The following is a 23,447-nucleotide window of genomic DNA, read 5'->3' as shown; positions in this document are numbered from 1 at the left end:
CAGTGCAAGGTTGCCTCAGATGACCTTGTTGGTCGACAGATCCCAACCGCCCGAGGTATTGCCGGCGGTCCCGCCATCCTTCTTCTGCTGGGTGTACTTCCACTTGACGGTGGAGTACTTCAGGCCGACCACTTCGTTCAGGATCTCGCCCGACTCGATGGAGGGAGCGACGCTGCTGATCATGACGTTGGTCAGTTCGATTTCGAAATAGCGGACGCGCTCGCCCTTGCCGTCGGCGCGCATGAATTCGAACTTGGCCTTCGGGATGGTCTTGCCAGAGGAAGAGTTTTGCAGCAGCAGCGGCGAAGCCAGGTCAGCCACCTTGGTGAACACGATGTCCTTGTGCTCGCAGCGCTCGGCGGTGTGGCCACCACCGGTCGATGCGGTTGCCGATTTCGGCTGCAGGACTTCCCAGTCAACGGTCTTGCACTCGATCCAATCCTTGTGCAGGTCATCAGTGGATTCACCCTTGATGCCGTCGATTTGCAGATAGACGTCAATTGCCATAACTTATCCTGTAAACATGAGGGAGGAAAAATAGTTAAGATTTACCTGCCTGCGGCAGCTCCGCAACCAGCCGGAGCGACACGGACAGTTCATCCAACTGAAAATGCGGACGCAAGAACGACACGGCGCGATAAACGCCTGGCCGTCCCGGCACTTCCGACACCTGTACCGAAGCTTCGCGCAGCGGGAATTGCGCTTTTGCTTCCTGCGTGGCGTTGTCATCCAGCAGCACGTATTGCGCGATCCAGCGATTGAGGAAGTCTTCGACGTTTGAAGCGGCAGCAAAGCTGCCGATCTTGTCCCGCATCATCGACTTCATGTAGTGAGCGATGCGCGAGACGGCAAAGATGTATTGCAACTGCGAGGACAGGACCGCGTTGGCATTGGCCGCATCCGTGTTGTACTTCTTGGGCTTCTGAGCGGACTGGGCACCGAAGAAGGCAGCGTAATCCGTGTTCTTGCAGTGGACCAGCGAGATGAAGCCCAGATCCGACAGTTCTTTCTCGCGACGGTCGGTGATGGCGATCTCGGTGGGGCACTTGAGGGCGACTTCGCCTTCATCCGTCTTGAAGGTGTGGGTGGGCAGGTCCTCGACCAGGCCACCACCTTCCACGCCACGAATGGCCGCGCACCAGCCGAAGTCCTCGAAGGCCTTGGTCAGCTTGCTGCCGAAGGCATAGGCGGCATTGCACCACAGGTATTTGGAATGGTCGGTACCATCCACATCCTCGACGAAGTTGAAGCCTTCAACGGTGGTGCCATCCTTGGGATTGAATGGCAGACGGCCGAGGAAGCGCGGCAGGGTCAGGCCGACATAGCGCGAATCCTCGGATTCGCGGAAGGACTTCCACTTGGCGTATTCGACCGTATCGAAGACCTTGGACAGGTCACGCGGCTTGCCCAGGTCGGCATAGCTCTCCAGGCCGAACAGCTCAGGCGATGCGGCGGTGATGAAGGGGGCGTGCGACGCAGCGGCGATGCGCGACATCTGCTCGATGAAGTACATATCTTCAGGCTGGCGCGTGATCTCGTAATCGCCCAGCAAGGCACCGAAAGGCGCGCCACCGAAGGTACCGAATTCTTCTTCATATACCTTCTTGAACATGGCGCTCTGGTCGAATTCCAGGGCCGAGTTGAAGTCCTTGACCAGTTCCTTCTTGGTGGCGTTGAGGATCTTGATCTTCTGATTCTCGCCAACGGTGGTGTTGCGCACCAGGTAGTTCAGGCCTGTCCAGCTGCCTTCGAGCTTCTGGAATTCGGGGGCATGCATGATGGCGCTGACCTGGTTCGAGATCAGATGATCCAGTTCGGCAATGCGGGCATCCAGGGTCGCCGACAGGTTATCGGAAACGACCACTGTCCCTTCCATGACCTGGCTGACCAGTTCGGTAATCAGATCCTTGGCGCGGTCATGCTCGGAAGAGGACTTGGCGACCTTGCTTTGTTCGACGATGTCATCCAGAAGAGTGCTGGAAGCAGCGGCAGGCGCAGCACTTGCGGCAGCTTCGGTATTGGCTTGAGCGGACATGGGGATCTCTTTTACTTGTTGGTTTGCTTGCTGAGTTCGGCCAGCTTCTCGGTGCTGTTGAGCACGTCGCTGAGGATGTCTTCCAGCTTGTCGTTGCCGGCGATCTTGTTGCGCAGATCGGCCAGCTTGGTGCGTGCTTCCAGCAGCTTGCGCAGCGGCTCGACCTGCTGCACCACGGACTCGGGACGGAAGTCTTCCATCGAGCGGAACTTCAGTTCCACCGCGAATTCCCCGCCTTTGTCGGAGAGCTCATTGGAGACGCGATAGACCGCGCGCGGCTCGATGCCCTTCATGACTTCGTCGAAATTATCGGGATCGATGTTGATGAACTTGCGATCCTTCAGGCGCGGCTGCGGCACCTCCGAGTTGCCGCCAAAATCACCGACCACACCGGTGACGAAGGCCAGTTCCTTCTTCTCGATGGCGTCACCGATCTCGACGTCATACGTCATCTGCACGCGCGGGGGACGCACTTTCTGCAGTTTTTTCTGGATGCTTTCTCTTTTGGCCATGTTTGCTCCGCTGCTGTATTGAGTGAACGCCCCATTCGCCTGAGGCGGCTTGAAAAGCGGGGACAGCACAAGCTGCCCCCGCTGGCGCGCCTTACTTCAGATTGCCAAAGGGATTGGGACCGCTGCCACCGCCACTGCTGGCATTGCCGGCATCCGCATCTGCAGCCGGTGCAGGAGCCGCCTTGCGGGCTGCCTTGCCGCGCGGACGGACCGCTGCAACAGGCTTGGCCGGAGCGGGCACCAAGGTGTTTTCGCCGAGGCTTTCACGCAGGATCTTGGTCAGGTCCTGTGCTTCGGTCTTGACCGAACCATTCAATGCATTTTGTGAGCGCAGATCCCCCAGCGACTTGGTGGCCAGACGCAGACCGGAGACGGTCACGATGCTGTTGGCGACCTTGTCGGCGGGATCGCGCTTGAGGGCTTCCTGGGCGTTGACGATCGCATCACTGTAATCACCTGCATCGAAGCGGATCTGGGCGATACGCAGCCAGGGCGTCTTGTCAGCAGGGAAGCGGCTTGCCACTACCTTCAGCACCGACACGGCCTCGTCGGTCTTGCCTTCCGCCTGCGCGGTATTGGCCTGGGCCACTCCGCTTTCCAGCGTGTTCTTGGCCTCATCTTCCGGATTGGGCTTGCCCTGGGTATTGGCACAACCCGCCAACATCACCGCCAGCAACGCCGGAATGATCAGACCTGTCTTGAATTTGCTCGCACGCATTGGAAACCACTCCTTATATTTTTGACATTAAGAAAGCCTTGCACGACATCGCGCAAGCAAATTAGTCGGCACCGAAAAATTCCGGAGATTCCTGATTTTTAGGCTGCAAATGAGATGCGACGGCAGTTTTCTGGCGAAATTGATGCTTCTGGAAACCGCACTTTTTCACTACGCCACGTTCTAATCACGACTATCAGGTTGTTGCCCGACTTAATAGTTTTAAGTAATTTGAACTTAAGCTCGTCCAAATGTATCGCATAGACCTTCAAGGGAAAATGCAGTTCCACAATCTGTAAAGACTTCCTAAAATTTTTTCGGCTCGCGAGAAATCGCTCATCAGAAATCCAATAAACCGCACGGGGCAGCGTTGAAAAACCGATTGATTAATCACCTGACAACTGGAGTTGTCATTTTTTCTCTATCCGGCTGCGCCGCCGTCGGCGCGGCCTCCGGGGTCGCCCAGGCCGCCAAGTCCACGCTGGAGGCACTCGGCCTGAAGAAGCCGGACACGCCCGAGCTCCCGGACGCCCAGAAACAGCCGCGTACCGTGCCGATCAAGCTGCACGCGTCCAAGGCGCTCAATGTCGATTCGCAGCAGCGGCCGCTGGCCCTGGTGGTAAAAATTTATAAGCTCAAGCAGAACATTAGTTTCCAACAGGCGTCATATGACACGTTCCTGAGTGCGCAAAAAGAAAAGGAAGCCTTGGGAGCCGACCTGCTGGAGGTCAAGGAAGTCACGCTGGTACCGGGCCAGCGCTATGAAATTTCCGAAAAGGTCAGTTATGAGGCCGGCTACATCGGTGTCGTGGCGCTGTTCGTCAATCCGGCACCGCAGCGCTGGCGTGTCGTCTTCAAGGCCGATGAAGCGGAGAAGAATGGCATTACCGTCGGCCTGCAATCCTGCTCATTGACAGTGGGTGCGGGGGCTGTGGCCATCGATATGCAGGGCAAGCCGCTGGAAAAGAATCTGATGCTGGCACCGGTTCAGTGTCATTGAAATTCAAACAACAATTCGCAGGACATCGCGACATGACAATCATCACGACGGGGCAATCCAAGTGAATCACTCCAACAAAGTCCTCTGGGGCGAAGGTCTTTTCCTCCGGCCACAGCATTTCCAGCGCCAGGATCATTATCACGAAACACGCCTGCACCAGACCGCGCTGGCGCTCAATCCCTACTGCTGGGGCATCTCCTCCCTGCAGGTGGACCGCGATGCCCTGAACAACAATACGCTGCGCATCCTCGAACTGTCAGCCATCTTCCAGGATGGGGAAATCTACAAGGCACCTGATGGCGACGATCTGCCCGATCCCATCGAACTGACGGAAATCCCGCTTTCCCAACAATCCGTCACCTTCTACGCCGCCCTGCCGGCACTGAAGAGCTTCGGCAGCAATTTCGCCTCGGGCACCGGCAATCATCAGTCCAGTCGCTACATTCAAGACAACATCGAGACGCCGGATCTTTTCACCGATGCGGCCAAGGCGGAGATGAGCTATTTGAAGAAGGCAGTGCGACTGGTCTCCGAAAATGAACCGCGCGACTCCCTGGTATGCATTCCGATCGTGCGCTTGCGCCGCGCAAGCTCATCAGGATTCGAACTGGATCCCGATTTCGTCGCCCCCAGCCTGTCGGTGCATGCGGCGCCCTTGCTGTTCCTGCGCCTGCGCCGCCTGCTGGATGCGTTGCAGGCCAAGGTCAGCGCGCTCTACGGACATCATCGCGAACCCAGCAAGAGCGTGGTGGAATTCCGATCGGGTGACATCACCTCCTTCTGGCTGCTGCATACGGCCAGCACCGCTTACGCCAGCCTCTCGCACTATCTGAACAATCCCCTGCTGCATCCCGAGCGCCTGTATGAACAATTGCTCGGGCTGGCCGGCTCGCTGATGACCTTCTCGCGCAGCCTGGCGCTGGCGGACCTGCCACCGTATGACCATCGAGATCCTGGTCCGCCGTTTGCGCGGCTCGATGGCATCATCCGCGAGCTGCTCGATACCGTCATCTCGTCACGCTATTTCGCCATCGCCCTGCACGAGAGCAAGCCGTCGTATCACATGGGCATGCTGGACTCGGGCAAGATCGACGAGAAGACCAGTTTCTACCTGGCCGTCAACGCCGACCTGCCGGCCATCGAGCTGGTGGATGTGGTGCCGCTGCGCTTCAAGATCGGCGCGCCCGAGGATGTGGAGAAATTCGTGCTGGCCGCACTGCCCGGCGTGAAGCTGGTGCACTCGCCGCAAGTGCCGGCTGCACTGCCCGTGCGCCCCGACACCTATTACTTCACATTGGAAAGCAAGGGTGCCATGTATGAGCGCATGCTGCAGGCGCAATCGATCTGCATTTATGTACCTTCCGGCATCCGTGACCTCAAACTCGAACTCCTGGCGGTGACGCAATGAACATGACTTCGGCCCCTTCCCTGCTCGATCAGGACCATCTCCCCCCGGCCCAGATGGCCGCCGCGCCGGTCAATGCGCGCTCGCTGCTGGATCTGATGTATGACGGTTTCTACGCGCTCTTCATGCTCAAGAATGGCAGCGCGCCGGTGGATGAAGCTTCGTTCTCGGTGAAGATGCAGAAATTCCTGGGCGATGTGGAACGCAATGCGAAGAAACTCGACGTCTCCCCGGAAGATGTCTACGCCGCCAAATACGCGTTCTGCGCCTCGGTCGATGAAATCATCCTGCGCTCCAGCTTCGGCATCCGCGACGCCTGGGAGCGGCGTCCGCTGCAGCTGACCATGTTCGGCGATCAACTGGCAGGTGAAAATTTCTTCAAGCAACTGGAAGACCTGCGGGTCCGCGGCAATGCGCACATCCAGGCGCTGGAAGTGTTTCACATGTGCCTGTTGCTGGGGTTCCAGGGCAAGTACGCGCTGGAAGGTCCGGAGAAACTGAATTATCTGACTGCACGGCTGGGGGACGAAATCGCCCATCTCAAGGGCAAGAGCGCCGGCTTCGCGCCACATTGGGCGCGGCCTGACGCCATCGTCAACAAGCTGCGCAATGATGTGCCGCTGTGGGTGGTGGCTTCGCTGTTTGCCTTCATCGCCCTGTTCGCGTACCTCGGCTTGAACTGGATGCTGACCAGCGGCACGGAGAACGGACTGGCCGGCTATTCCGATATCGTCAAGCTGGCACCGCGTACCGCTAACCTGACCATCACCCTGCCCTGAACGCGATCTCTCCCCTGATAGTCTTGGAAGGCCACACAGATGAATCTGCCTTTTCCCGATTCACTTTCCAGCGTCATCAACCAACTCTTCGGCCCTGGCCTGTCGCAACACGCGCGCCTGATCACGCTGGCCAGCGCGCAGGAAGCTGGATTGCCCGAATCCCTGGTCGTGGAGCGATTCCACGGCCAGGAGAGCGTCAATGACAACTTCCAGTTCGACATCGATGCCCTTTCGGTTTCCACCGATCTCGATCTCAAGCAGTTCATCGGTACTGAACTGACCCTGCGTCTGCTTCAGGCCGACGGCAGCCGACGCGCCTGGCACGGCTACTGCACCCAGGCTTCGTGGCTGGGGGCCGATGGCGGACTGGCGCGCTACAGGCTGCGGCTGGAATCCTTCCTGGCCTTCCTCGACCGCCGCCGCGACAGCTTCCTGTTTCAGGACATGAACGTTACCGACATCGCCAGCGCCGTCCTGAAGGAATACCCGCAAGCCAATTTCGCTCTGGATGTCACCCAGACGCTGTCCAAGCGCGACATCTGCACGCAATACCGCGAGAGTGATTTCGCCTTCCTGCGCCGCATCCTGGCCAGCGAGGGCCTGAACTTCCGCTTCGAGCATCAGCAGGAGGGTGAGCAAGGCCAGGCCTCCGGCCAGCAACAGGCGCGACACAAGCTGGTCATCTTCGACCGCGAGGCCAAGGCACCTGATCTTCCCGGCGGCGATACGCGCATCCGCTTTCACCGCATCGCCGCCACCGAATCCAGCGATGCGATCACCGACTTCAGCGCCGTGCGCAGTGTGCGTTCCAACGCAGTGGCGCTGGCCAGTTGGCATCCCGAGAAGATTTCTTCACCTTCGGCCGAAGAGAGCTCCAGCCTGGATGCCGGCGAAGTCCCTACCTTGGCGGTCTACGACGGCACCGGCCAGCAGGACTTTGCAGACCAGGAGGCGGCCGCGACCCATGCGCAGTTGATGCTGCAGGCCTTGGAAATGCAGAACAAGCGCTTTGAGGGCGCAGGTGCGGCACGCCAGCTCAGTGCAGGAACGCAATTCACGCTGAGCCAGCATGAGCGCTATCCCGAAGGCGAGAACCGCTTCAAGCTGCTCTCGGTCAGCCACAGCGCCCGCAACAACTTCGACAGCAACATTGCCCAGATCCTCGATCAGGTCGCCCCCGCCTCGCTGGGAAATTTGTTCGGCAAGACGCCCTCTTCGGGCAGCGTATCCGAGGACGACCTGAAGGCAGGGACCTACCGCAACAGCTTCGTCGCCGTGCGTGAGGTAGTCCCCATCGTTCCTGCTGCAATCACGGAGCGCCTCAAACCCACGGCGCGCGGCACCCAGACTGCGCTGGTGACCGGCCTGCCGGATGCGGCCGTTACCACGGACCGCAATCACCGCGTCAAAGTCCAGTTCCACTGGCAGCGCGGGAAGTCGCCCAATCCAGGCGGCTTGCGCGAGACCGGCAATCTCGATGACAAGGACGGCAATGCTCCCGGCAACGACGCCTCCGGCACCTGGGTGCGCGTGGCAGAAGCGCAGTCCGGCCCCAACTGGGGCAGCCAGTTCACGCCACGCGTCGGCAGCGAAGTGCTGATCGATTTCATCGAGGGTGACATTGATCGCCCCGTCGTGGTCGCACAACTTTACAACGGCAATGATGTGCCGCCCTTCCCGGCAGGAGCCGAGTCTGACGCCAACCATGCCGGCACGATTTCGGGCTGGCACAGCACGGCGCATGATGGCAGCGGTTTCAATCAATGGGTGGTGGACGACACGCAGTCGCAACTGCGCATGCGTCTGGCCTCGAGCCAGGGCAAATCCCAGCTCAATCTCGGCCATCTGATCGATCAGGCAGATACCGGAGCCCAGCGTGGCAACTATCGCGGCCTGGGCTTTGAACTGCGTACGGACGCTTGGGGCGTAGTGCGCGGTGCGGAGGGCTTGCTGATTTCCTCGACGGCGCGTCCGGTTGCGGGTGCCAGCGTCACCAGCACGCAGATGGATGCCCACGAAGCTGTGGCGCAGTTGAAGGGGGCGCAGCAACTTGCGCAGACCATGGGCGAGGCGGCCACACAGCAGCAGGCGTTGCACAGTGCGGATGCCTACCAGGCCAAGACTGAGTTCATCTCCGTCATCGACCCGCAGGATCAGGGCAAGCATCCGGCCAGCGTCAATGGACAAGACGCATTCAAGAGCCAGGCGGGCTCCCGTGAAAGCGACAGCGCGCAACCGGTCGAAAAGTTCAGCAAGGCCGCTGTGCTGATGGAGTCACCCACCAACGTCAACTGGGCCAGTGCGGCTTCCACCGTGCTCTACGCTGGCGAAAACCTTCACTGGACCACACAGGGGGATACCCACTGGACTGCCGCCGACACCGCCAGCCTCGCGGCGGGCAAGGCAGCCACGCTGTTTGCGAACGACGGCGGCATCCAGGCCTTCGCCGGCAATGGCCCGGTTTCCTTGCAGGCGCATACCGATGCGCTGGAAATCCTGGCAGACAAGGATGTGAGCGTCATCAGCGTCAATGAAGGCATTGAGATCAAGGCGCGCCAGAAGATCGTGCTGCAGGCGGGGCAGGCTTCGGTGACGCTGGAGGGTGGGAATATCACGTTTGCCTGTCCGGGGACGTTTTCGGTGAAGGGGGGGACGCATGCGTTTCCGGGTGGGGCCTCGCTGGCGGCCTCTCTATCCCCTCTGCCTGATCCCAATGCTGAAATAAGCAACTTCATCGATATCAATTATCGGGACGTCTATGGAGAGCCGATGCGGGACGTCGCGTACAAAATCAAGTTCTCGGACGGTGCCACCATTCAAGGAAAATTGGATGCGAAAGGAAGTGCGCATCATGAAAATGTGCCCCAGAAGCCGACCCATGTGGAATACGAACCGAGGACACCCGATCCGGAGTCACCTTGGAAACCCCTATCCGAGCTGGTCGCAAAGGCGCAGGAAAAATTTAGTTCTTAACGGCGCTTTCCTATCAATCCATGAATGACCAATTCGAAAATGCTCTGGCCTGGTTTTCTTCTGCGCCTGGCCGGTGGATCTCAAGTGCGAGAAAAGATCTCTCGGCTGCAGGAGAATGGCTCTGGGGCGTGATTCAGGGTGATTTCAACGAGAATCCGACGACAGCGCAAACTGCGGTGAGTACCGTAGTTTCGATGATCCCGTTTGTAGACCAGATTTGTGATGTTCGGGATATCGTCGCGAACTGCAAGAAAATCCATTCGGAGCCCAATGAAGTATGGCACTGGGTAGCTTTGTGCTTGACGCTGATCGGCCTCTTCCCGACGTTGGGATCGTTGGTGAAGGGCTGCGGCAAAGTGATGTTCTCGGCGCTACGCCGCGCTTCACTAGGAACAGCCAGAAAGGCAACCGCCGTATTGCCCGATATGACGAAATATATCGAACTCAGCATTTCTCTCCTGAACCGCTTTCTTGCTAGACCTGAGGTCGTCAAAACGCTGAGAGCATTGAAGATCGATAATCCCTATAAGTATCTCGCCGTGAAGCTGCGGGAAGTAAAAGCCCAAGTGAATGTCGGCAAGTTGCTTGCGGCCTTTGATGATGGGAAGAAAGCCACTTTATCGCTTCTGGAGTTGGTCAGAAAATGGGGGGGAGCTGCTTTGGGTGATCGCGCCATCGGTCTGATGAAACTGGTAAATGAAGTGCGCGCTCAAGCAGATCGGATGCTTGCCAAGGCGCTGAAACCTCTACAAGATCTGTTGGACCAGCTAGCCCGGCGCTTGGATATTGAATCGGACATGCTCCATCGCGCCCGTCTCAACACAGTCAATCCACATGGCTTCCGCAGAACCACCACTGATGCAGAAAAGGAGGCTTTCGATAAAGACCTTCCGTCTTGGGCGACCAAATCCAAGACGTTGAAGTATCCTCCACTGGAAAAAGCGCCCCCCATTCCCCCGGGGTATCCTCGATTTGATGATGGGCTCGCCACAAAAAATGCGTACGACACTTTCAATACCATACGACCATTGGACCTGCCCCCCGGCACCAAACTGCGTCGAGTGCTTGACCCGAAGTCAGCGGACAATTCGATCTGTTGGATGACTGAAGAAGAATTCCAGAAGCTCCAGAGCAAAGCAGACTGGCGCAAACGCTTCGCAGTCTGGGCAAGCTGGAACAGCAACGGGGAAGTGATTACCTACATTGTTCCCGAAGGCGGCCTAAAGGTGTGGGAGGGTGTGGTAGCTTCGCAGAAATTAAAGAATTCAAGCTATGTGCTTGAAGGTGGAGCACGACAAATTGTGGTCAATCCGGATGACCTGAAGAAAGCCTTGGTGAGCAAGCGACAACCTACCCATTGGGGCTATGATGAATTCGGTCAAAAGACCGATCTGGTTGGTGTCCCGGTCCTCACTAACAATTGGTACGAGTCGAAAAAGAAATGATTAACTCTCCTGGCCATCTCGATCCACAAGAGATTTTTCTCTTGGAACGTTACACATCTCTTGAATACCTGGGCCAATTGCGAGACAACTGGCACGAGCTACTTGAATTTGTGGAATCACGGCTGAGTCAGTTCATGCAAAACTTACCTCCCGATTACCGCAATCGTGCTTTACCTGAACAGCCTGATATCGTTTGGGGAGAGCAGGTGCTTCCCAACTTCCGAGATACATTCGATAGCCTCTGCAGCGGTTATATCAAGTTGTCTCATGGAGACCTCGATGGACTCAACAGCGCGCATGGAGTGCGCTCTGACTTCAAGGGGCAGCTCGAGTTTTCCGCCGAGTGGATGGGCGAGGAAGGCGTACGTACGTATCGGCACCTGCTGAGTCAGGCGCTCGTCCGGGCGAGCAACATCATTTCTACTCTAGGTGCATACTGGTCGGCCGGAACCTTGTCACCCGGCTATACGCCGGAGGATCGCGGGCCACTCGATGCGCCGGATACTTGGCCTGGCTACGCGCTTGACCCTTCAACCACCGCGCGAACAGGACAGCCACCACCAAAACCAGGCATCTATGTTCCAGACCAATCCAATTCCAGTGCTCAGTTCCTGGGCCCGGATATTGATGAGGCACCCGAATGCAGCATATTCTTGGGAATGCAATCTCTCTACATTCCTGGCACCTCGGAAAAATACGGCGAAGAAGCTCTGCATCAGACTGCTCCATGTACATGGACGCTGGTCAAGAAGGTGGCCCATCAACGGAAGATAACATCGCTAAACGCACCGCAGGATTTCCAGCGACGCGTTGCAAGCGGAGAACTGTGCCCGGAGGATGGATATTATTTCACGCCTGCCCAACTGAATTCCCGACGCAAATTCAAGCGCGGAGAGACCATGCCAAGCCTGAATTCCCAATATGGCGCCACCATCTGGCAATGGGACTCCGATCAAGAATGAAGATAAACGGAGGGCTTCAAAGCTGACATGTGCTCAACGGTATCGATATCCATTACCTGGATGTTGGGGAGAATTTCAAATGGCTGAACGCTCTGTCTGACCGCTGACGATCACGCTGAGAAATTCCCGGTGCATTCATCTTTTTACTCCCTCGAATACCAGCGGGCTCGTGTGTCCACCGCATTCAAATCCACGATAGGCAGAATGCTGATTTTCGTTATGGCGACCGCAATAAGCGAGATGAGGACTCTCTTATCCAAGCCGGGCAAGACCAAATAGACAATGAGATCGCACTGCAGCTTCACTTTATATTTGCTTTTGCTAGGAGCCTTGGGTATGCATGGGAAGCATGCGCTTGCCGAATCCGCCGTAACGAGCGAGGCCATTCATCTCAACATTCACGAATCGGCGACATCGCTCAAAGAAGCGTATCCCAGCCGTTTCAAGGCAAGCCAACACCCCGGCAACCTCCAATTCTTCACTGCTGAGTGGCAGGCCAGCAAGCCGGGCAAGGTCATCTTCGACCATGGTCCGCAATCGTTTTCGATACCGTCCGTGCTCAGCGTCACGGGAACCGCTTCCGCCAGGTTTGCGGCAGAGCATATTTCGCAGTGGTCCGTGAATGGTGGGGTCAGCGATGCAGAAACGATTTCCCATGACGACGCGCGCAAACAATTTACCGTATTGCTGCACGCACTGAGCGCAGCAGGTTGGTCGAAGGTAATCCCGATCAGCCGCCCGCGACTCAAAGGTGAACAAGCGCTGGCCTACGCGCTGAAGAACTCCGGCTATCCGCTCGACCCTTCGCATGACCTGTCGCTGGCGCAATGGATGAGGCTGGCTGACGGCACTCCCTGGCTCTTTTACGCCGATCACGTGTTCCTCGAAATCAAACTGTACCGGGATCCCAACCGGCTTGATCCGGACAAGAGTGGTGCGTACTTCGTTACCTATTCATTGACGGCGCAGGACGCCTATCTGCGCGGCTATGTCGATGATGAAAAACTCGACAACTGGAAGATGGAATTCAGGAAGGAACTACCTACCTTGAAGCAGGCGCGAGAAAAGAAGGAAGCGCAACTGAAGAATGACAACGTCACCATCGATCAGGCTTATCAGGATCCGGCGGTCTTCCAATAACGTCCGGTACGAATTGCTGGCATGGTGATCTCTGCCCGCTGACGATCAAGCTGAGGAAATTCCCAGTGCATTCATCTTTTACTCCCTTGAATACCAGCGGACTCGTGTGTCCTACGCATTCAAATCCACGATAGGCAGAATGCTGATTTTCGTTATGGCGACCGCGATGCTGGGCGGCTGCGGCAATGGCAGCGGAGCCGAGCACCGCGCAATGGACGAGCGCATTCATATCCAACTCGGCCAGTCCGGCGACGATATCCTCAAGAACTATCCCGGACTATTTTCGATGAGCGATCATCCCTCTGGCGCAAAGTTCTATGCGGCCAGATGGACCAAGGACGCGCGCGGCACAGTTGAAATCGGGCCATCGGAGACACTGTTTGTCATTCACCATGCGTTGAGCGCAACAGGGAATTACTCGCCTTCATTTGCCAACGAAAACATCATCGAATGGAACATCAATGCTGGCCTGGCGGAAAGCAGTCTGATCATGCACGACGATGCAAGGAAGCAATTTCAATCCATTCGTGCAAATCTGCGCAAGGCCTCCTGGCATCGCTATATCGATCCGGATGCCCCCCCGCCTGTCGGGTGCAAACGCACTACGCTATGCAGAATCCTCGTCCTCCATTTATGGACTGGATACGGATTACGAGCCAACCCTGGACGAATGGATGCATCTTCCCGGGCGCACGCTTTGGAAACTCTGGAGCAAGGAGGGCTACCTGACGATCGCCTTGTCCCGCGATCATCCTCTGAACGACGTCAACCAGCCGGGTGCCTACTTCATTGAATTCAACCTCCGGAGTGAAAAAGAGCAATTCCGCCAACTGGTGGGCCCTGACAAGCGGACGGTTTGGCAGCAAGCATTACCCGCTGAAATGAAGCTGCTGAAAGAAGAGCGCCAGCAGGCCGAAAGCGCTTTGCGCAAACAGGGAGTCAACATTGACGAAGCCTATCGGGATCCGCCGGGCTTCTGATAATCGCCTACCCACCCAAAGCGAGATGAGGACTCTCTTATCCAAGCCGGGCAAGACCAAATAGACAATGAGATCGCACTGCAGCTTCACTTTATATTGCTCATGCTAGTGAAAGCATTCCGGCTATTCCGAGTTGGCGCGATGACTTCCATGTTCTGGATCATCGCGCTCCTGACCGCCTGTTCTCCCGACAAATCAGAGAAGTCGATCAATATGCTCCATCAGATCGAAATCAGCGCCAATCAATCCGGCAAAGAACTTCTCGCACGCTACCCAAATCAGATAGTTCTGATCAACAGCCCCCCCAACGTCAACTTTTATTCAGTGGACTGGCCTCGCGATGCCTTGGGTGCCGTGGAGATACGCAACGGCACACACGCATTCATGCTCAATGATGTTCTTGGAATTTCTGGTAACGAGGATTCCCACTTCCCGGACGAAAATATCATTGAATGGAACATCTACGCCGGCTTGGGCGCTGAAGAGCATATCCCGCACGATGAGGCAAGGCAGAGAATGATGCGCATCCTGAACAACATAAGAGCCGCTGGCTGGCGTCACTACACAGAGCGCTCGCTGCCGCGGCTGAAAGGAGCGCAAGCCTTGCACTTTGCCATCACCTCACCGGTGCACTCGCTGGATCCCGCCTACGTGCCTGACCTGGATGAATGGATGAGTCTTCCCGCTGATGCGACATGGCGCTTCCAGCTTGACCATGCTTACCTGACCTTGACCCTGACCCGCGACATGGAACGACTTGACAGAAACAAGCCAGGCGCTTACTTCCTCAAGTTATCCCTGGTTGGCAGCAAGGAAGAGGCACGTCAGATAGTTGGGCCTGCAAAGCGATCAGATTGGCAAAACGCACTCACTTCGGAATTGCCGCTATTGAAGCAAGACCGGGATCAGGCTGAAGAGACGTTGCGACGACGCGGCGTTGTCATCGATAGCGCTTACCAGGACCCATCCATTCCTTGAAAGCCTGCTTCAGGCGAAAGTTGAAAGAATGGATGCATCTTCCCGGGCTTTGCACAAGAAAAAACGGCCTGATCGCAGATCAGGCGGAGTGGTCATTTCCGCAGCAAGGACAACTGCATCAAGCTGCTGAAGCAGAATCCGCCTGCGCAAACAGGGCACGCGCCTTGTGCAGCTTGCGATAGCTATCCAGCAAGCGCTGATGGCGATCCAGCCCTTCGAGTTTCATGCTGGTCGGCGTCAAGCCAAAGAAGCGGACGCTGCCGTTCACCGATCCGATGGCCGCATCCATGCGCGCGTCGCCGAACATGCGGCGGAAGTTGGTCTCATAGTCGGATAGCTCCAGCTCATCATCCAGCTCCACTTCCAGCACGACATTCAACGCCTGGTAGAACAGGCCGCGTTCCACCGAGTTGTCGTTGTATTGCAGGAAGGCACCGACCAGGTCATGTGCTTCTTCAAACTGCTGCAGGGCCAGATTGATCAGCAGCTTCAGTTCAAGTACCGTCAGTTGGCCCCATTCGGTGTTCTCATCGAAGTCGATACCGATCAGGGTGGCGATGTCGGAGTAATCATCCAGCTCGTTGTTTTCCAGGCGGTCCAGCAAGGCTGCAAGGGCCTTGTCATCCAAACGATTCAGGTTCAGGACATCCTCGCGGAACAGCAGCGCCTTGTTGGTGTTGTCCCAGATCAGATCCTCGACCGGATACACCTCGGAATAGCCCGGCACCAGGATGCGGCAAGCGGTCGCTCCCAGTTGGTCGTAGACAGCGACATAGGCCTCCTTGCCCATCTCCTCCAGAATACCGAACAGCGTAGCGGCCTCCTCTGCGTTGGAATCTTCGCCCTGGCCGGAAAAATCCCATTCCACGAATGCGTAATCCGCCTTGGCACTGAAGAAGCGCCAGGACACGATGCCGGACGAATCGATGAAGTGCTCCACGAAGTTGTTGGGTTCCGTGACGGCATTGCTCTCGAAGGTCGGCTGCGGCAGATCGTTGAGCCCTTCGAAGCTGCGTCCCTGCAGCAGTTCCGTCAGGCTGCGCTCCAGCGCTACCTCAAAGCTCGGGTGTGCGCCGAAGGAAGCAAACACGCCGCCTGTGCGCGGGTTCATCAAGGTCACGCACATCACCGGATAGACGCCACCTAGCGAGGCATCCTTGACCAGTACCGGGAAACCCTGTTCTTCCAGTCCCTTGATACCGGCCACGATACCGGGATACTTTGCCAGGACCTCCTGGGGAACATCGGGCAGGCAAATCTCGCCTTCCAGGATTTCACGCTTGACCGCGCGCTCGAAAATCTCCGACAGACACTGCACCTGCGCTTCAGGCAAGGTATTGCCGGCACTCATGCCATTGCTGACGAAGAGATTCTCGACCAGGTTGGAGGGGAAATACACCACCTGGCCATCCGACTGGCGCACGTAAGGCAGCGAGCAGATGCCGCGCTGTGCGTTGCCGGAATTGGTATCGACCAGATGCGAAGCGCGCAGCTCGCCATCGGGGTTGTAGATCTCCAGGCAATACGTGTCCAGGATCTCCTTCGGCAATTTGTCCCCGCGGCCGGGCTTGAACCAGCGCTCGTTGGGGTAATGCACGAACTCGGCATTGGCGAGCTCCTCGCCCCAGTAGGAACCCGCATAGAAGTGGTTGTTGCTGATGCGCTCGATGTACTCGCCCAGCGCCGAAGCCAGCGCACTTTCCTTGGTGGCGCCCTTGCCGTTGGTGAAGCACATCGGCGAGTGCGCGTCGCGAATGTGCAGTGACCACACATTGGGAATGATGTTGCGCCACGAAGCGATCTCGATCTTGATCCCCAGCTCAGCCAGCAAGCCGGACATGTTGGCGATGGTCTGCTCCAGCGGCAGGTCCTTGCCCAGGATGTGCGTGCTCGAGCCAGCCTCGGGCTTGAGCGTCAGCAGGGACTGCGCGTCGGCGTCCAGGCTCTCGACTTCCTCGATGATGAATTCCGGTCCCTGCTGCACCACCTTCTTGACGGTACAGCGCTCGATGGAACGCAGGATGCCGCGGCGGTCTGCTTCCTCGATGTCGGGTGGCAGTTCGACCTGGATCTTGAAAGTCTGCTGGTAGCGGTTTTCCGGGTCGACGATGTTGTTCTGCGACAGGCGGATATTCTCGGTGGAGATGTTGCGCGTATTGCAGTACAGCTTCACGAAATACGCTGCGCACAGGGCCGATGACGCCAGGAAGTAATCAAAGGGACCCGGCGCCGAACCGTCTCCCTTGTAGCGGATGGGCTGGTCGGCGATGACGGTAAAGTCGTCGAACTTGGCTTCAAGACGCAGCTTGTCGAGGAAGTTGACTTTGATTTCCATGGCGAGATTCCGAGAATGAACCGAAGAGATGGCGGTAAGGCGTGCGAGCGACAGCGGCCCACAATTTTGTCGCGACGACGGCGACGGCCGTGGAGCGAGTCCGGCAGCCGTCGCGAAAAGAGCTTCGATGATAGCCTAGTGCGGTTGCACCAGCGTTGCCGGCCCATGTTGAGCACGCAGCGCGCTGCTGGATCACGATGGGCCTGCAAGATTGCGAACCAAAAGAAAACGGCTCACATCGCTGTGAGCCGCTTCGGTATTTGGTGCTGGCTGCAGGACTTGAACCCGCCACCCCCTGATTACAAGTCCGGCGCGAATTTCAATTATATCAAATACTTAGCTCATTTTTTGCTTCGCAATTACGAATTTTAGCGCCTCGGAAACCCTTACAGGGCCTCGGTCGTTCGGAAATTGCGAAGCGGATTTTATACCGCCAAATGCGAATAGCTTAATGGCTGTGATAAATTTGAACCATGAATAAAAATGAAAAGAAATCCATGGCCACCAGGCATATTTCTGCTCAATCGGATTGGGACTTCATCTTTCAAGAGGTGACAGACGCGTTCTCTCCAGGGGCACCTGTCCAAGAAAAAGACCTCTTCGCCGGGCGAGCTGCACAAATTCTGTCACTTCACGATGCCGTGTTGCAGCGGGGGCGTCACGCAATAGTCTATGGCGAGCGGGGTGTAGGGAAAACGTCGCTTGCAAATATCTTGCGGCTAGTTATGCATCGACCGAACAAGGAAGTGATTTATGTTCGAGTGAACGCTGATCCAAATGATACTTTTACTTCTCTCTGGACCAAGGTGTTCAAACGGATTTCCTTTGCAGTCGAGGTGGAGGGTGTTCTACAGAACCGGACATTTGCTGACGACATCACTGGCCCTCTTTCCCCTGATGATGTTCAACTGCTCCTCTCCAATTTCTCTCCTAATCAAACTCCCATAATCGTTTTGGATGAGTTTGATCGGATTTTAGATAAGTCAGTAACCACCCAGGTTGCTGACACCATAAAATCATTGTCCGATTACTCGACGAACGCCACGGTAATTATTGTCGGTGTAGCCGAGGATGTTTCCAGTCTTATCCTCGGCCACAACTCCATTACGCGTTCGCTCATCCAAGTTCAGATGCCCCGGATGTCTACAGATGAGTTGAGCGAAATTATTCTTACTCGGTTTAAGCGATGCGGAGTTAAAACGGACGAAGATGCAGTATGGAAAATGGTCTTTCTATCTCGTGGACTCCCTTACTATACGCACCTTCTGGCGATGCACTCGGCGCGCTACTGTATCGAGAAAAAGTCCCTTTTCGTAGGCCATGACGATGTGGATCAGGCTATCGGTAGGTCGCTCTCGGAGCTAGATCAGTCAATCAAGGAGCGCTACCATACTGCCGTTAAAAGCCAGCGGGGAGAGACCTTATATGCGTCTGTCCTTCTCGCGTGCGCGTTGACCCCGCCAGACGAGCTAGGCCAATTTCAGCAGTCCGCAGTTGCAAGCTCCTTGAATCGTCTCATCCCTGGAAAAAATTATTTGCCGTCCACATATGCACTTCATATGAATAGCTTTTGTGAAGAGGAACGAGGTTGCGTCTTGCAACGTTTTGGTTCGTCTCGGAACTTTCGCTATCGGTTTGCTGACCCAATGATGCAGCCCTTCGTAATCCTCAAGGGGCTTGACGAAGGCAGGTTAAATGATGCTGTGGCGCAAGTTTTTGCAAATCGGAGACAGTTGAACTTGGGAATTTGATCTACGGGACTGTTCGGTTGTGTACATTCTGTGCTGCGCTGCAGTTTTTGTTATTATTCGTTGTTATGTCTGCTGTTTTTGGTCTTTGGAGAAAATCATGAAATCGCTAATTGCAAAGGTTGTGGACGACCATGATGTGTCTCGTAAGGAACTGAAGGCTTCTGACGTCAAGCCAGCACGAATTAAGGTGGGTGCAGCCACAGTTGTTCGATCCCAGCACATGGGAAAATATGGCGCAGTTTTAAAGGTTGAAGTGGCAGCTGCGGACCGCCGCAAGCTTATTCGAGAGACCGCGAAGCAAATCCGCGCCATTGTTGAAACTCCAATCACTTCGCAGCAACGTCAACGGGCAACAGAGTTGGCGCGCAAAGCACGTGCAGCGAAAGAGTCGTCAGCGACTGCTCGCTTCAGGAAAGAAGCTGCTTGAACCTGTCGGAAGATGGCTTCACGGGCCTCATTGCAATAAGTGAAGTTGAGCCGACTGAGCTGCATCGTATCGACTCCTTCACCTCCGGCAGAGATGAACTTGATGAATTTCTTACGCAGGACGCAGCAGCGTTGCATAGTGATCATTTAAGTCATACCAGTTGCCTTTTTCACACTGACTTCCCTAGTTTGGTCGGTTTTATAACGCTTTCTAACGACGCGATTCCGCTTAATCAAACGGAGGTCGGGGAGTTGGGGTTAGCGTACCCGGTCTCGCTAAGCTTCTACCCTGCCATTAAAATCGGCCGGTTGGCGGTCCATTCTGACTTAAAACGTCAAGGCATTGGCCGCCGCATTCTTGATTTGGCAGTCGGTGAAATTACCGGCCAGGCGACCATCACCGCTTCACGCCTGCTTATAACCGATGCAGTCAACGACAAAGAAATTCTTTCTTTCTATGCATCAATGGGCTTTGAAGAGTCGCTTTGGGCAACGGCGCAAAATCGAAATCACGGACGCGGAAAAGAGCGAGCGACCATCAAGATGATTCGTGACATTTATCATTATTAGTGATTTTTAGACGTCGCGAAAGAAAGGAGCCATTGGCTCCTTTTTTTTGCGCTTCATGCGTCAAAATGCGTCAAATCTCATCGCCGCCAGTAGCACCGTCAGGCCAGGCGGGACGGACTTCGGCGCTTGACGCAAATCTGAGTCAAAACCGACCTATGTAGCGGGCAGGCGCGGGGTGGGGGCAACTGCGCGCGCCGACCTGAAAAAGACAAAATAATTGCATATTTGTCAATTTTTCGACATCCACCCTCTTCACTCCCCGGCCTTCGACAGCATCAGGAGCCATCAGAGCGACTTTCCCGCGCGTTCGGAATAAATTCTGTTACCCCTCATCAAAGCCAGCACAGCAGCGCAGCATTTATGTGCCATGTCTAACCTGGCGAGGTAATCATGAGTCGTCTATTCATCATCATTGGAGACAAGGCCAGCCATGGCGACACAGCCATCATCGGCGATCAGACCTTTCTGATCCATGGCTCATTGCAGAAATGGCAGCGGCTGCTGAAGTCTAATTTTAGGACTTAGATTTCAATTTAACCGTCTTAAGCGCCCTTTCCGAATGCTTATTTACGGGCATTTTCTCCGCTTGCTTTTCCTGCCATTCATCAATAGGCCCCAGATTTTTGTTGCAGTCACTGCAGATTGCATGACCGCCTCTGTTCTCTCGGATTTTCTTGTGATCACATTTCCTTTGGCGCCACCAATCAAACAACGCGAAGAAGAAGTAGTAGAGTGCGACGAAGAATCCGATGCTCAGTGAGAGCATCACATTGGCAATAACTTTTGAAAGCCAGAATTTAAAGTTAGCAATCATGATTTCTCAAGCCTCTCAGGGCAGATTAACTTTTTCAGAGTCTAAGTTTGGTGTGTAAGTATTCGTCCGATGGCTACTCCGCACTATTCGAGAACCCTTCGCTAATTCTCGAAGTTTTCTTGCAACGACATGTGCCTTGAAAAATGGTGAGTGCGCCATTTTTGCAGGTCATCAACTGTGGTTTTAGCGTTCACGTGTTGCTCAGCTTGCGAAAATATCTAACACGCAATATTTGACCAATGGCCAAGCTAAACCCCCAAAATTTAAATGTGCAGTGAAGTAAAGCCATACTCATGTCAATGCCGGTTCTCTATGCTTTCTTCTCTCGAGATTTGAGCAGACGCCGGTGATCAGCAGTGGTGAGAGCAACGGCAATTGACCTGTGAAAATTGCCGTCACATGAGTGGGAATGGATTTGTCAAAAACTAATGAGGGTGGGCACGATCTTTAAAGATGTAAAGCCTGATGATTTCACAAAGTTGCGGCTGAAGCCTGACAGAGAACTGTCAATTCGATGAAATCAACAAGGAATATTTTTTTTAATAATTGGAACTTTCTTCTTCGGACTATTTATCCCATTAATATGGAATAACTTCTATCGACTTAAATTCCTGATGAGCTTCGTCGGCCCTATTAGCATCGGATTTCCATAAGATATTTTATTGATCAGCCTTATACTCTGGAGCAACTAAAAAGCCTGATCTGGCCAGCGCCGCCGGTCCGCACGGCCGCGCGGCGCGTTTCGAGCAGGTGACGCCGCATTACACAAACGACTGGACGGCGCTGCCGAACGTGAGGTGAGCATGCAAGTGATCGTTTATCAGATGCGCCGCAACGGCGTGGAGATTGCCCGCGCACTGCTGGGCGATGAGGCGAGCAATATCGGAGAGCTGCGCGTGGGCGTCTTCGAGGATGGCGACCGCAGCCGGCCGACCAAGGTGGCCCGGCTGCGGCGGGACAGCGGCGAGGTCATCATGGAGCTAGTGGACGTCCAGGTGGATGCCATAAGGCATCGCGCATGGTCATCGAGGGAATCGAGCGACGCCAGACCGAGCGCGGGTTGGTGGAGTGTGCGCGGGCTTGGCTTTGCGTGCAGGCTGGAACGCCACTGCTGCAGACCTCGCGGGAGCGATTTTTCCGTAGCAGTGGTGAAGCCCAGCCTTAACGCACAACGAGAGACGAGTCTTGCGTACAAGCAGGCAGTCGGAAGATGCTGACTGTACGAGAAAGCGTTTCCGCTTGATCCTGCATGGATTGAGCTGCAGCGGCTGCTTCTTCAACCAACGCCGCATTTTGTTGAGTCACTTCGTCCATCTGGGTAACCGCCAAATTGATTTGCTCGATCCCTTCGCTCTGGTCCCGACTGGCCGAAGAAATTTCACTGACGATATCGGTAACACGCGCTACGCTACCTACGATATCGGTCATCGTTTCCCCCGCTTGCACCACCAGTTTGCTACCTTTTTGAACCTGTCCAACCGAATGCTCGATGAGTTGCTTAACCTCCTTCGCTGCGGTAGCCGAACGTTGAGCAAGGGTTCTTACTTCGTTAGCGACCACGGCAAATCCTCTTCCTTGCTCACCTGCGCGTGCAGCTTCCTGCGCCGAGCGCTTTCGGATGCCGTCATCGATAACCAGATACTGCGCGAGGTGAGCCGGGGAAACTTCTGAGCCCGGCACGTCGCCGCCAGGCCGTAGCTCATGTCAGAGCGAGCTTGGGTCACGCTGAACGGCGTATCCGCCGGGCGCTTCATCTCTCCCGTTCCTCGGTTCGTTATGCTGCCCAGCCACGCGCCGATGAGGCGCCACTGACTGGAGCCATCATCGAACTGGCCAGCCAGTATGGGCGTTACGGCTATCGGCGCATCCACGCCATGCTAGAAGCTCAAGGCTGGGAGCTGAGTCGCTCTCGGGTAGAGCGTATCTGGAAACTAGAAGGCTTGAAGGTGCCAGTGAAACAGCCAAAGAGAGGAAGGCTGTGGCTGGCCGACGGTAGCTGCATCCGAATGCGGCCGGAATATGCCAATCATGTCCGGAGCTGGGACTTCGTCATGGAGAGAACGCAGGATGGACGTGTTCTGAAAATCCTGGTGCTCATCGATGAGTTCACCCGTCGCTGCCTCGCGCTGCACGTGGCCAGAAAAAATCGCAGTAATGACGTCATCGATATCTTGGCTGAGGCCATGGTGGCCTACGGTGTTCCAGCATATTTGCGCTCTGACAATGGACCGGAAATGGTCGCCAAGAACCTTCGGCGCTGGCTTGCTTCGGTCGGTTCAAAACGCTGTACATTGAGCCAGGAAGCCCCTGGGAGAACGGACACTGCGAGTCCTTCAACGGCAAATTCCGCGATGAACTTGCTCAACGGAGAAATCGTTTATACCCTCCGAGAAGCTCAGGTCATCATCGAGCGATGGCGTCCTCAATACAATACCGTTCGGCCGCATAGCTCACTGAAATACCGGCCGCCGGCCACCGCAGGCTACACTGCCGGCAACAACCCCTGCACCACTGCGACTTGCCGCTTAGACTAACTTTAAGTCTGGACCAGTTGTTTCAGGCCGGTCAGCTCCGCTGAAAGGCTTCTACATGCATATCACTTCACCGACGGGCCACGGCTCAGTCCG

19 protein-coding genes and 2 pseudogenes are annotated in these 23,447 nt (G+C 55.8%); 13 read left to right on the top strand and 8 right to left on the bottom strand.

Features of this window, described 5'->3' with window-relative positions; all coding sequences use genetic code 11:
* Positions 1 to 15: 15 nt before the first annotated feature.
* From J2X56_RS25525 to J2X56_RS25510, 4 genes are all read right to left on the bottom strand, one after another.
* Positions 16 to 507: a type VI secretion system tube protein Hcp gene (locus J2X56_RS25525; protein ID WP_034330822.1), complete on the bottom strand. Its 492-nt coding sequence runs from the start codon at positions 505 to 507 to the stop codon at positions 16 to 18.
* 34 nt (positions 508 to 541) lie between these two features.
* Positions 542 to 2,035, bottom strand: a complete 1,494-nt coding sequence (gene tssC / locus J2X56_RS25520) for a type VI secretion system contractile sheath large subunit (RefSeq protein ID WP_134134470.1) — start codon at positions 2,033 to 2,035, stop codon at positions 542 to 544.
* 11 nt (positions 2,036 to 2,046) lie between these two features.
* Positions 2,047 to 2,547, bottom strand: coding sequence for a type VI secretion system contractile sheath small subunit (tssB, locus tag J2X56_RS25515; protein ID WP_034330819.1), 501 nt, complete (start codon positions 2,545 to 2,547; stop codon positions 2,047 to 2,049).
* A 91-nt stretch (positions 2,548 to 2,638) separates the two neighbouring features.
* Positions 2,639 to 3,265, bottom strand: coding sequence for a tetratricopeptide repeat protein (locus J2X56_RS25510; protein WP_134134468.1), 627 nt, complete (start codon positions 3,263 to 3,265; stop codon positions 2,639 to 2,641).
* Between the two features lie 367 nt (positions 3,266 to 3,632).
* Between J2X56_RS25510 and tssJ the strand changes: the two genes are divergently transcribed.
* The 9 genes from tssJ to J2X56_RS25465 all read left to right on the top strand — a co-directional run bounded on the left by tssJ (position 3,633) and on the right by J2X56_RS25465 (position 14,924).
* Positions 3,633 to 4,262, top strand: a complete 630-nt coding sequence (gene tssJ / locus J2X56_RS25505; protein ID WP_034330816.1) for a type VI secretion system lipoprotein TssJ — start codon at positions 3,633 to 3,635, stop codon at positions 4,260 to 4,262.
* 61 nt (positions 4,263 to 4,323) lie between these two features.
* Positions 4,324 to 5,670, top strand: a complete 1,347-nt coding sequence (tssK, locus tag J2X56_RS25500) for a type VI secretion system baseplate subunit TssK (RefSeq protein ID WP_039783881.1) — start codon at positions 4,324 to 4,326, stop codon at positions 5,668 to 5,670.
* 2 nt (positions 5,671 to 5,672) lie between these two features.
* Entirely contained in the window at positions 5,673 to 6,446 is a 774-nt protein-coding gene (gene icmH / locus J2X56_RS25495) for a type IVB secretion system protein IcmH/DotU (protein WP_371925474.1), read from the top strand.
* Positions 6,447 to 6,485: 39 nt separating this feature from the next.
* A complete protein-coding gene (locus J2X56_RS25490; protein ID WP_310163804.1) occupies positions 6,486 to 9,419 on the top strand; it encodes a type VI secretion system Vgr family protein in 2,934 nt (977 codons plus the stop codon).
* Positions 9,420 to 9,439: 20 nt separating this feature from the next.
* On the top strand, positions 9,440 to 10,864 hold the full coding sequence (locus J2X56_RS25485) for a hypothetical protein (protein WP_121045716.1): 1,425 nt from the start codon (positions 9,440 to 9,442) through the stop codon (positions 10,862 to 10,864).
* Positions 10,861 to 11,826 carry a hypothetical protein gene (locus tag J2X56_RS25480; protein WP_310163802.1) on the top strand — a complete coding sequence of 322 codons (966 nt, stop codon included), beginning with the start codon at positions 10,861 to 10,863 and terminating at the stop codon, positions 11,824 to 11,826. Before J2X56_RS25485 ends, J2X56_RS25480 begins: the two co-directional genes overlap by 4 nt.
* 336 nt (positions 11,827 to 12,162) lie before the next feature.
* Entirely contained in the window at positions 12,163 to 12,966 is an 804-nt protein-coding gene (locus tag J2X56_RS25475) for a hypothetical protein (protein ID WP_121045715.1), read from the top strand.
* A 572-nt stretch (positions 12,967 to 13,538) separates the two neighbouring features.
* Positions 13,539 to 13,946, top strand: coding sequence for a hypothetical protein (locus J2X56_RS25470; protein WP_310163798.1), 408 nt, complete (start codon positions 13,539 to 13,541; stop codon positions 13,944 to 13,946).
* A 150-nt stretch (positions 13,947 to 14,096) separates the two neighbouring features.
* Positions 14,097 to 14,924 (top strand): hypothetical protein, encoded by an 828-nt coding sequence (locus tag J2X56_RS25465; RefSeq protein ID WP_310163795.1) that lies wholly within the window; start codon positions 14,097 to 14,099, stop codon positions 14,922 to 14,924.
* Between the two features lie 118 nt (positions 14,925 to 15,042).
* Here J2X56_RS25465 and J2X56_RS25460 read toward each other — a convergent pair whose 3' ends face one another.
* Positions 15,043 to 17,259: an OsmC domain/YcaO domain-containing protein gene (locus tag J2X56_RS25460; protein WP_310163794.1), complete on the bottom strand. Its 2,217-nt coding sequence runs from the start codon at positions 17,257 to 17,259 to the stop codon at positions 15,043 to 15,045.
* Positions 17,260 to 17,732: 473 nt separating this feature from the next.
* Here J2X56_RS25460 and J2X56_RS25455 point away from each other — a divergent pair, with 473 nt between their 5' ends.
* A complete protein-coding gene (locus J2X56_RS25455; RefSeq protein WP_209567020.1) occupies positions 17,733 to 19,010 on the top strand; it encodes an AAA family ATPase in 1,278 nt (425 codons plus the stop codon).
* A gap of 63 nt (positions 19,011 to 19,073) precedes the next feature.
* Here J2X56_RS25455 and J2X56_RS27070 read toward each other — a convergent pair whose 3' ends face one another.
* Positions 19,074 to 19,322 (bottom strand): DUF2637 domain-containing protein, encoded by a 249-nt coding sequence (locus J2X56_RS27070; RefSeq protein WP_409025230.1) that lies wholly within the window; start codon positions 19,320 to 19,322, stop codon positions 19,074 to 19,076.
* A gap of 111 nt (positions 19,323 to 19,433) precedes the next feature.
* Here J2X56_RS27070 and J2X56_RS25445 point away from each other — a divergent pair, with 111 nt between their 5' ends.
* On the top strand, positions 19,434 to 20,006 hold the full coding sequence (locus tag J2X56_RS25445) for a GNAT family N-acetyltransferase (RefSeq protein ID WP_310163788.1): 573 nt from the start codon (positions 19,434 to 19,436) through the stop codon (positions 20,004 to 20,006).
* Positions 20,007 to 20,520: 514 nt separating this feature from the next.
* Here J2X56_RS25445 and J2X56_RS25440 read toward each other — a convergent pair.
* On the bottom strand, positions 20,521 to 20,820 hold the full coding sequence (locus tag J2X56_RS25440; RefSeq protein WP_310163785.1) for a hypothetical protein: 300 nt from the start codon (positions 20,818 to 20,820) through the stop codon (positions 20,521 to 20,523).
* 803 nt (positions 20,821 to 21,623) lie between these two features.
* On the opposite strand from J2X56_RS25440, the gene J2X56_RS25435 reads away from it, so the two are divergent.
* Positions 21,624 to 22,037 carry a hypothetical protein gene (locus J2X56_RS25435; RefSeq protein WP_310163784.1) on the top strand — a complete coding sequence of 138 codons (414 nt, stop codon included), beginning with the start codon at positions 21,624 to 21,626 and terminating at the stop codon, positions 22,035 to 22,037.
* On the opposite strand, the pseudogene J2X56_RS25430 reads toward J2X56_RS25435, so the two are convergent.
* Positions 21,982 to 22,428: pseudogene (locus tag J2X56_RS25430) on the bottom strand (methyl-accepting chemotaxis protein); the annotation flags it as partial. The gene J2X56_RS25435 and the pseudogene J2X56_RS25430 overlap by 56 nt on opposite strands.
* On the opposite strand from J2X56_RS25430, the pseudogene J2X56_RS25425 reads away from it, so the two are divergent.
* A pseudogene (locus J2X56_RS25425) lies at positions 22,420 to 23,349 on the top strand (IS3 family transposase); the annotation flags it as partial. The pseudogenes J2X56_RS25430 and J2X56_RS25425 sit on opposite strands and share 9 nt — an antisense overlap.
* Positions 23,350 to 23,447: the final 98 nt, after the last annotated feature.

The sequence above is a fragment of the Herbaspirillum sp. 1173 genome (assembly GCF_031455335.1).
Taxonomy (GTDB): domain Bacteria; phylum Pseudomonadota; class Gammaproteobacteria; order Burkholderiales; family Burkholderiaceae_D; genus Herbaspirillum; species Herbaspirillum huttiense.
The sequence above is the reverse complement of the archived record's forward strand: the minus strand, read 5'-3'. Positions and strand labels throughout refer to the sequence as shown.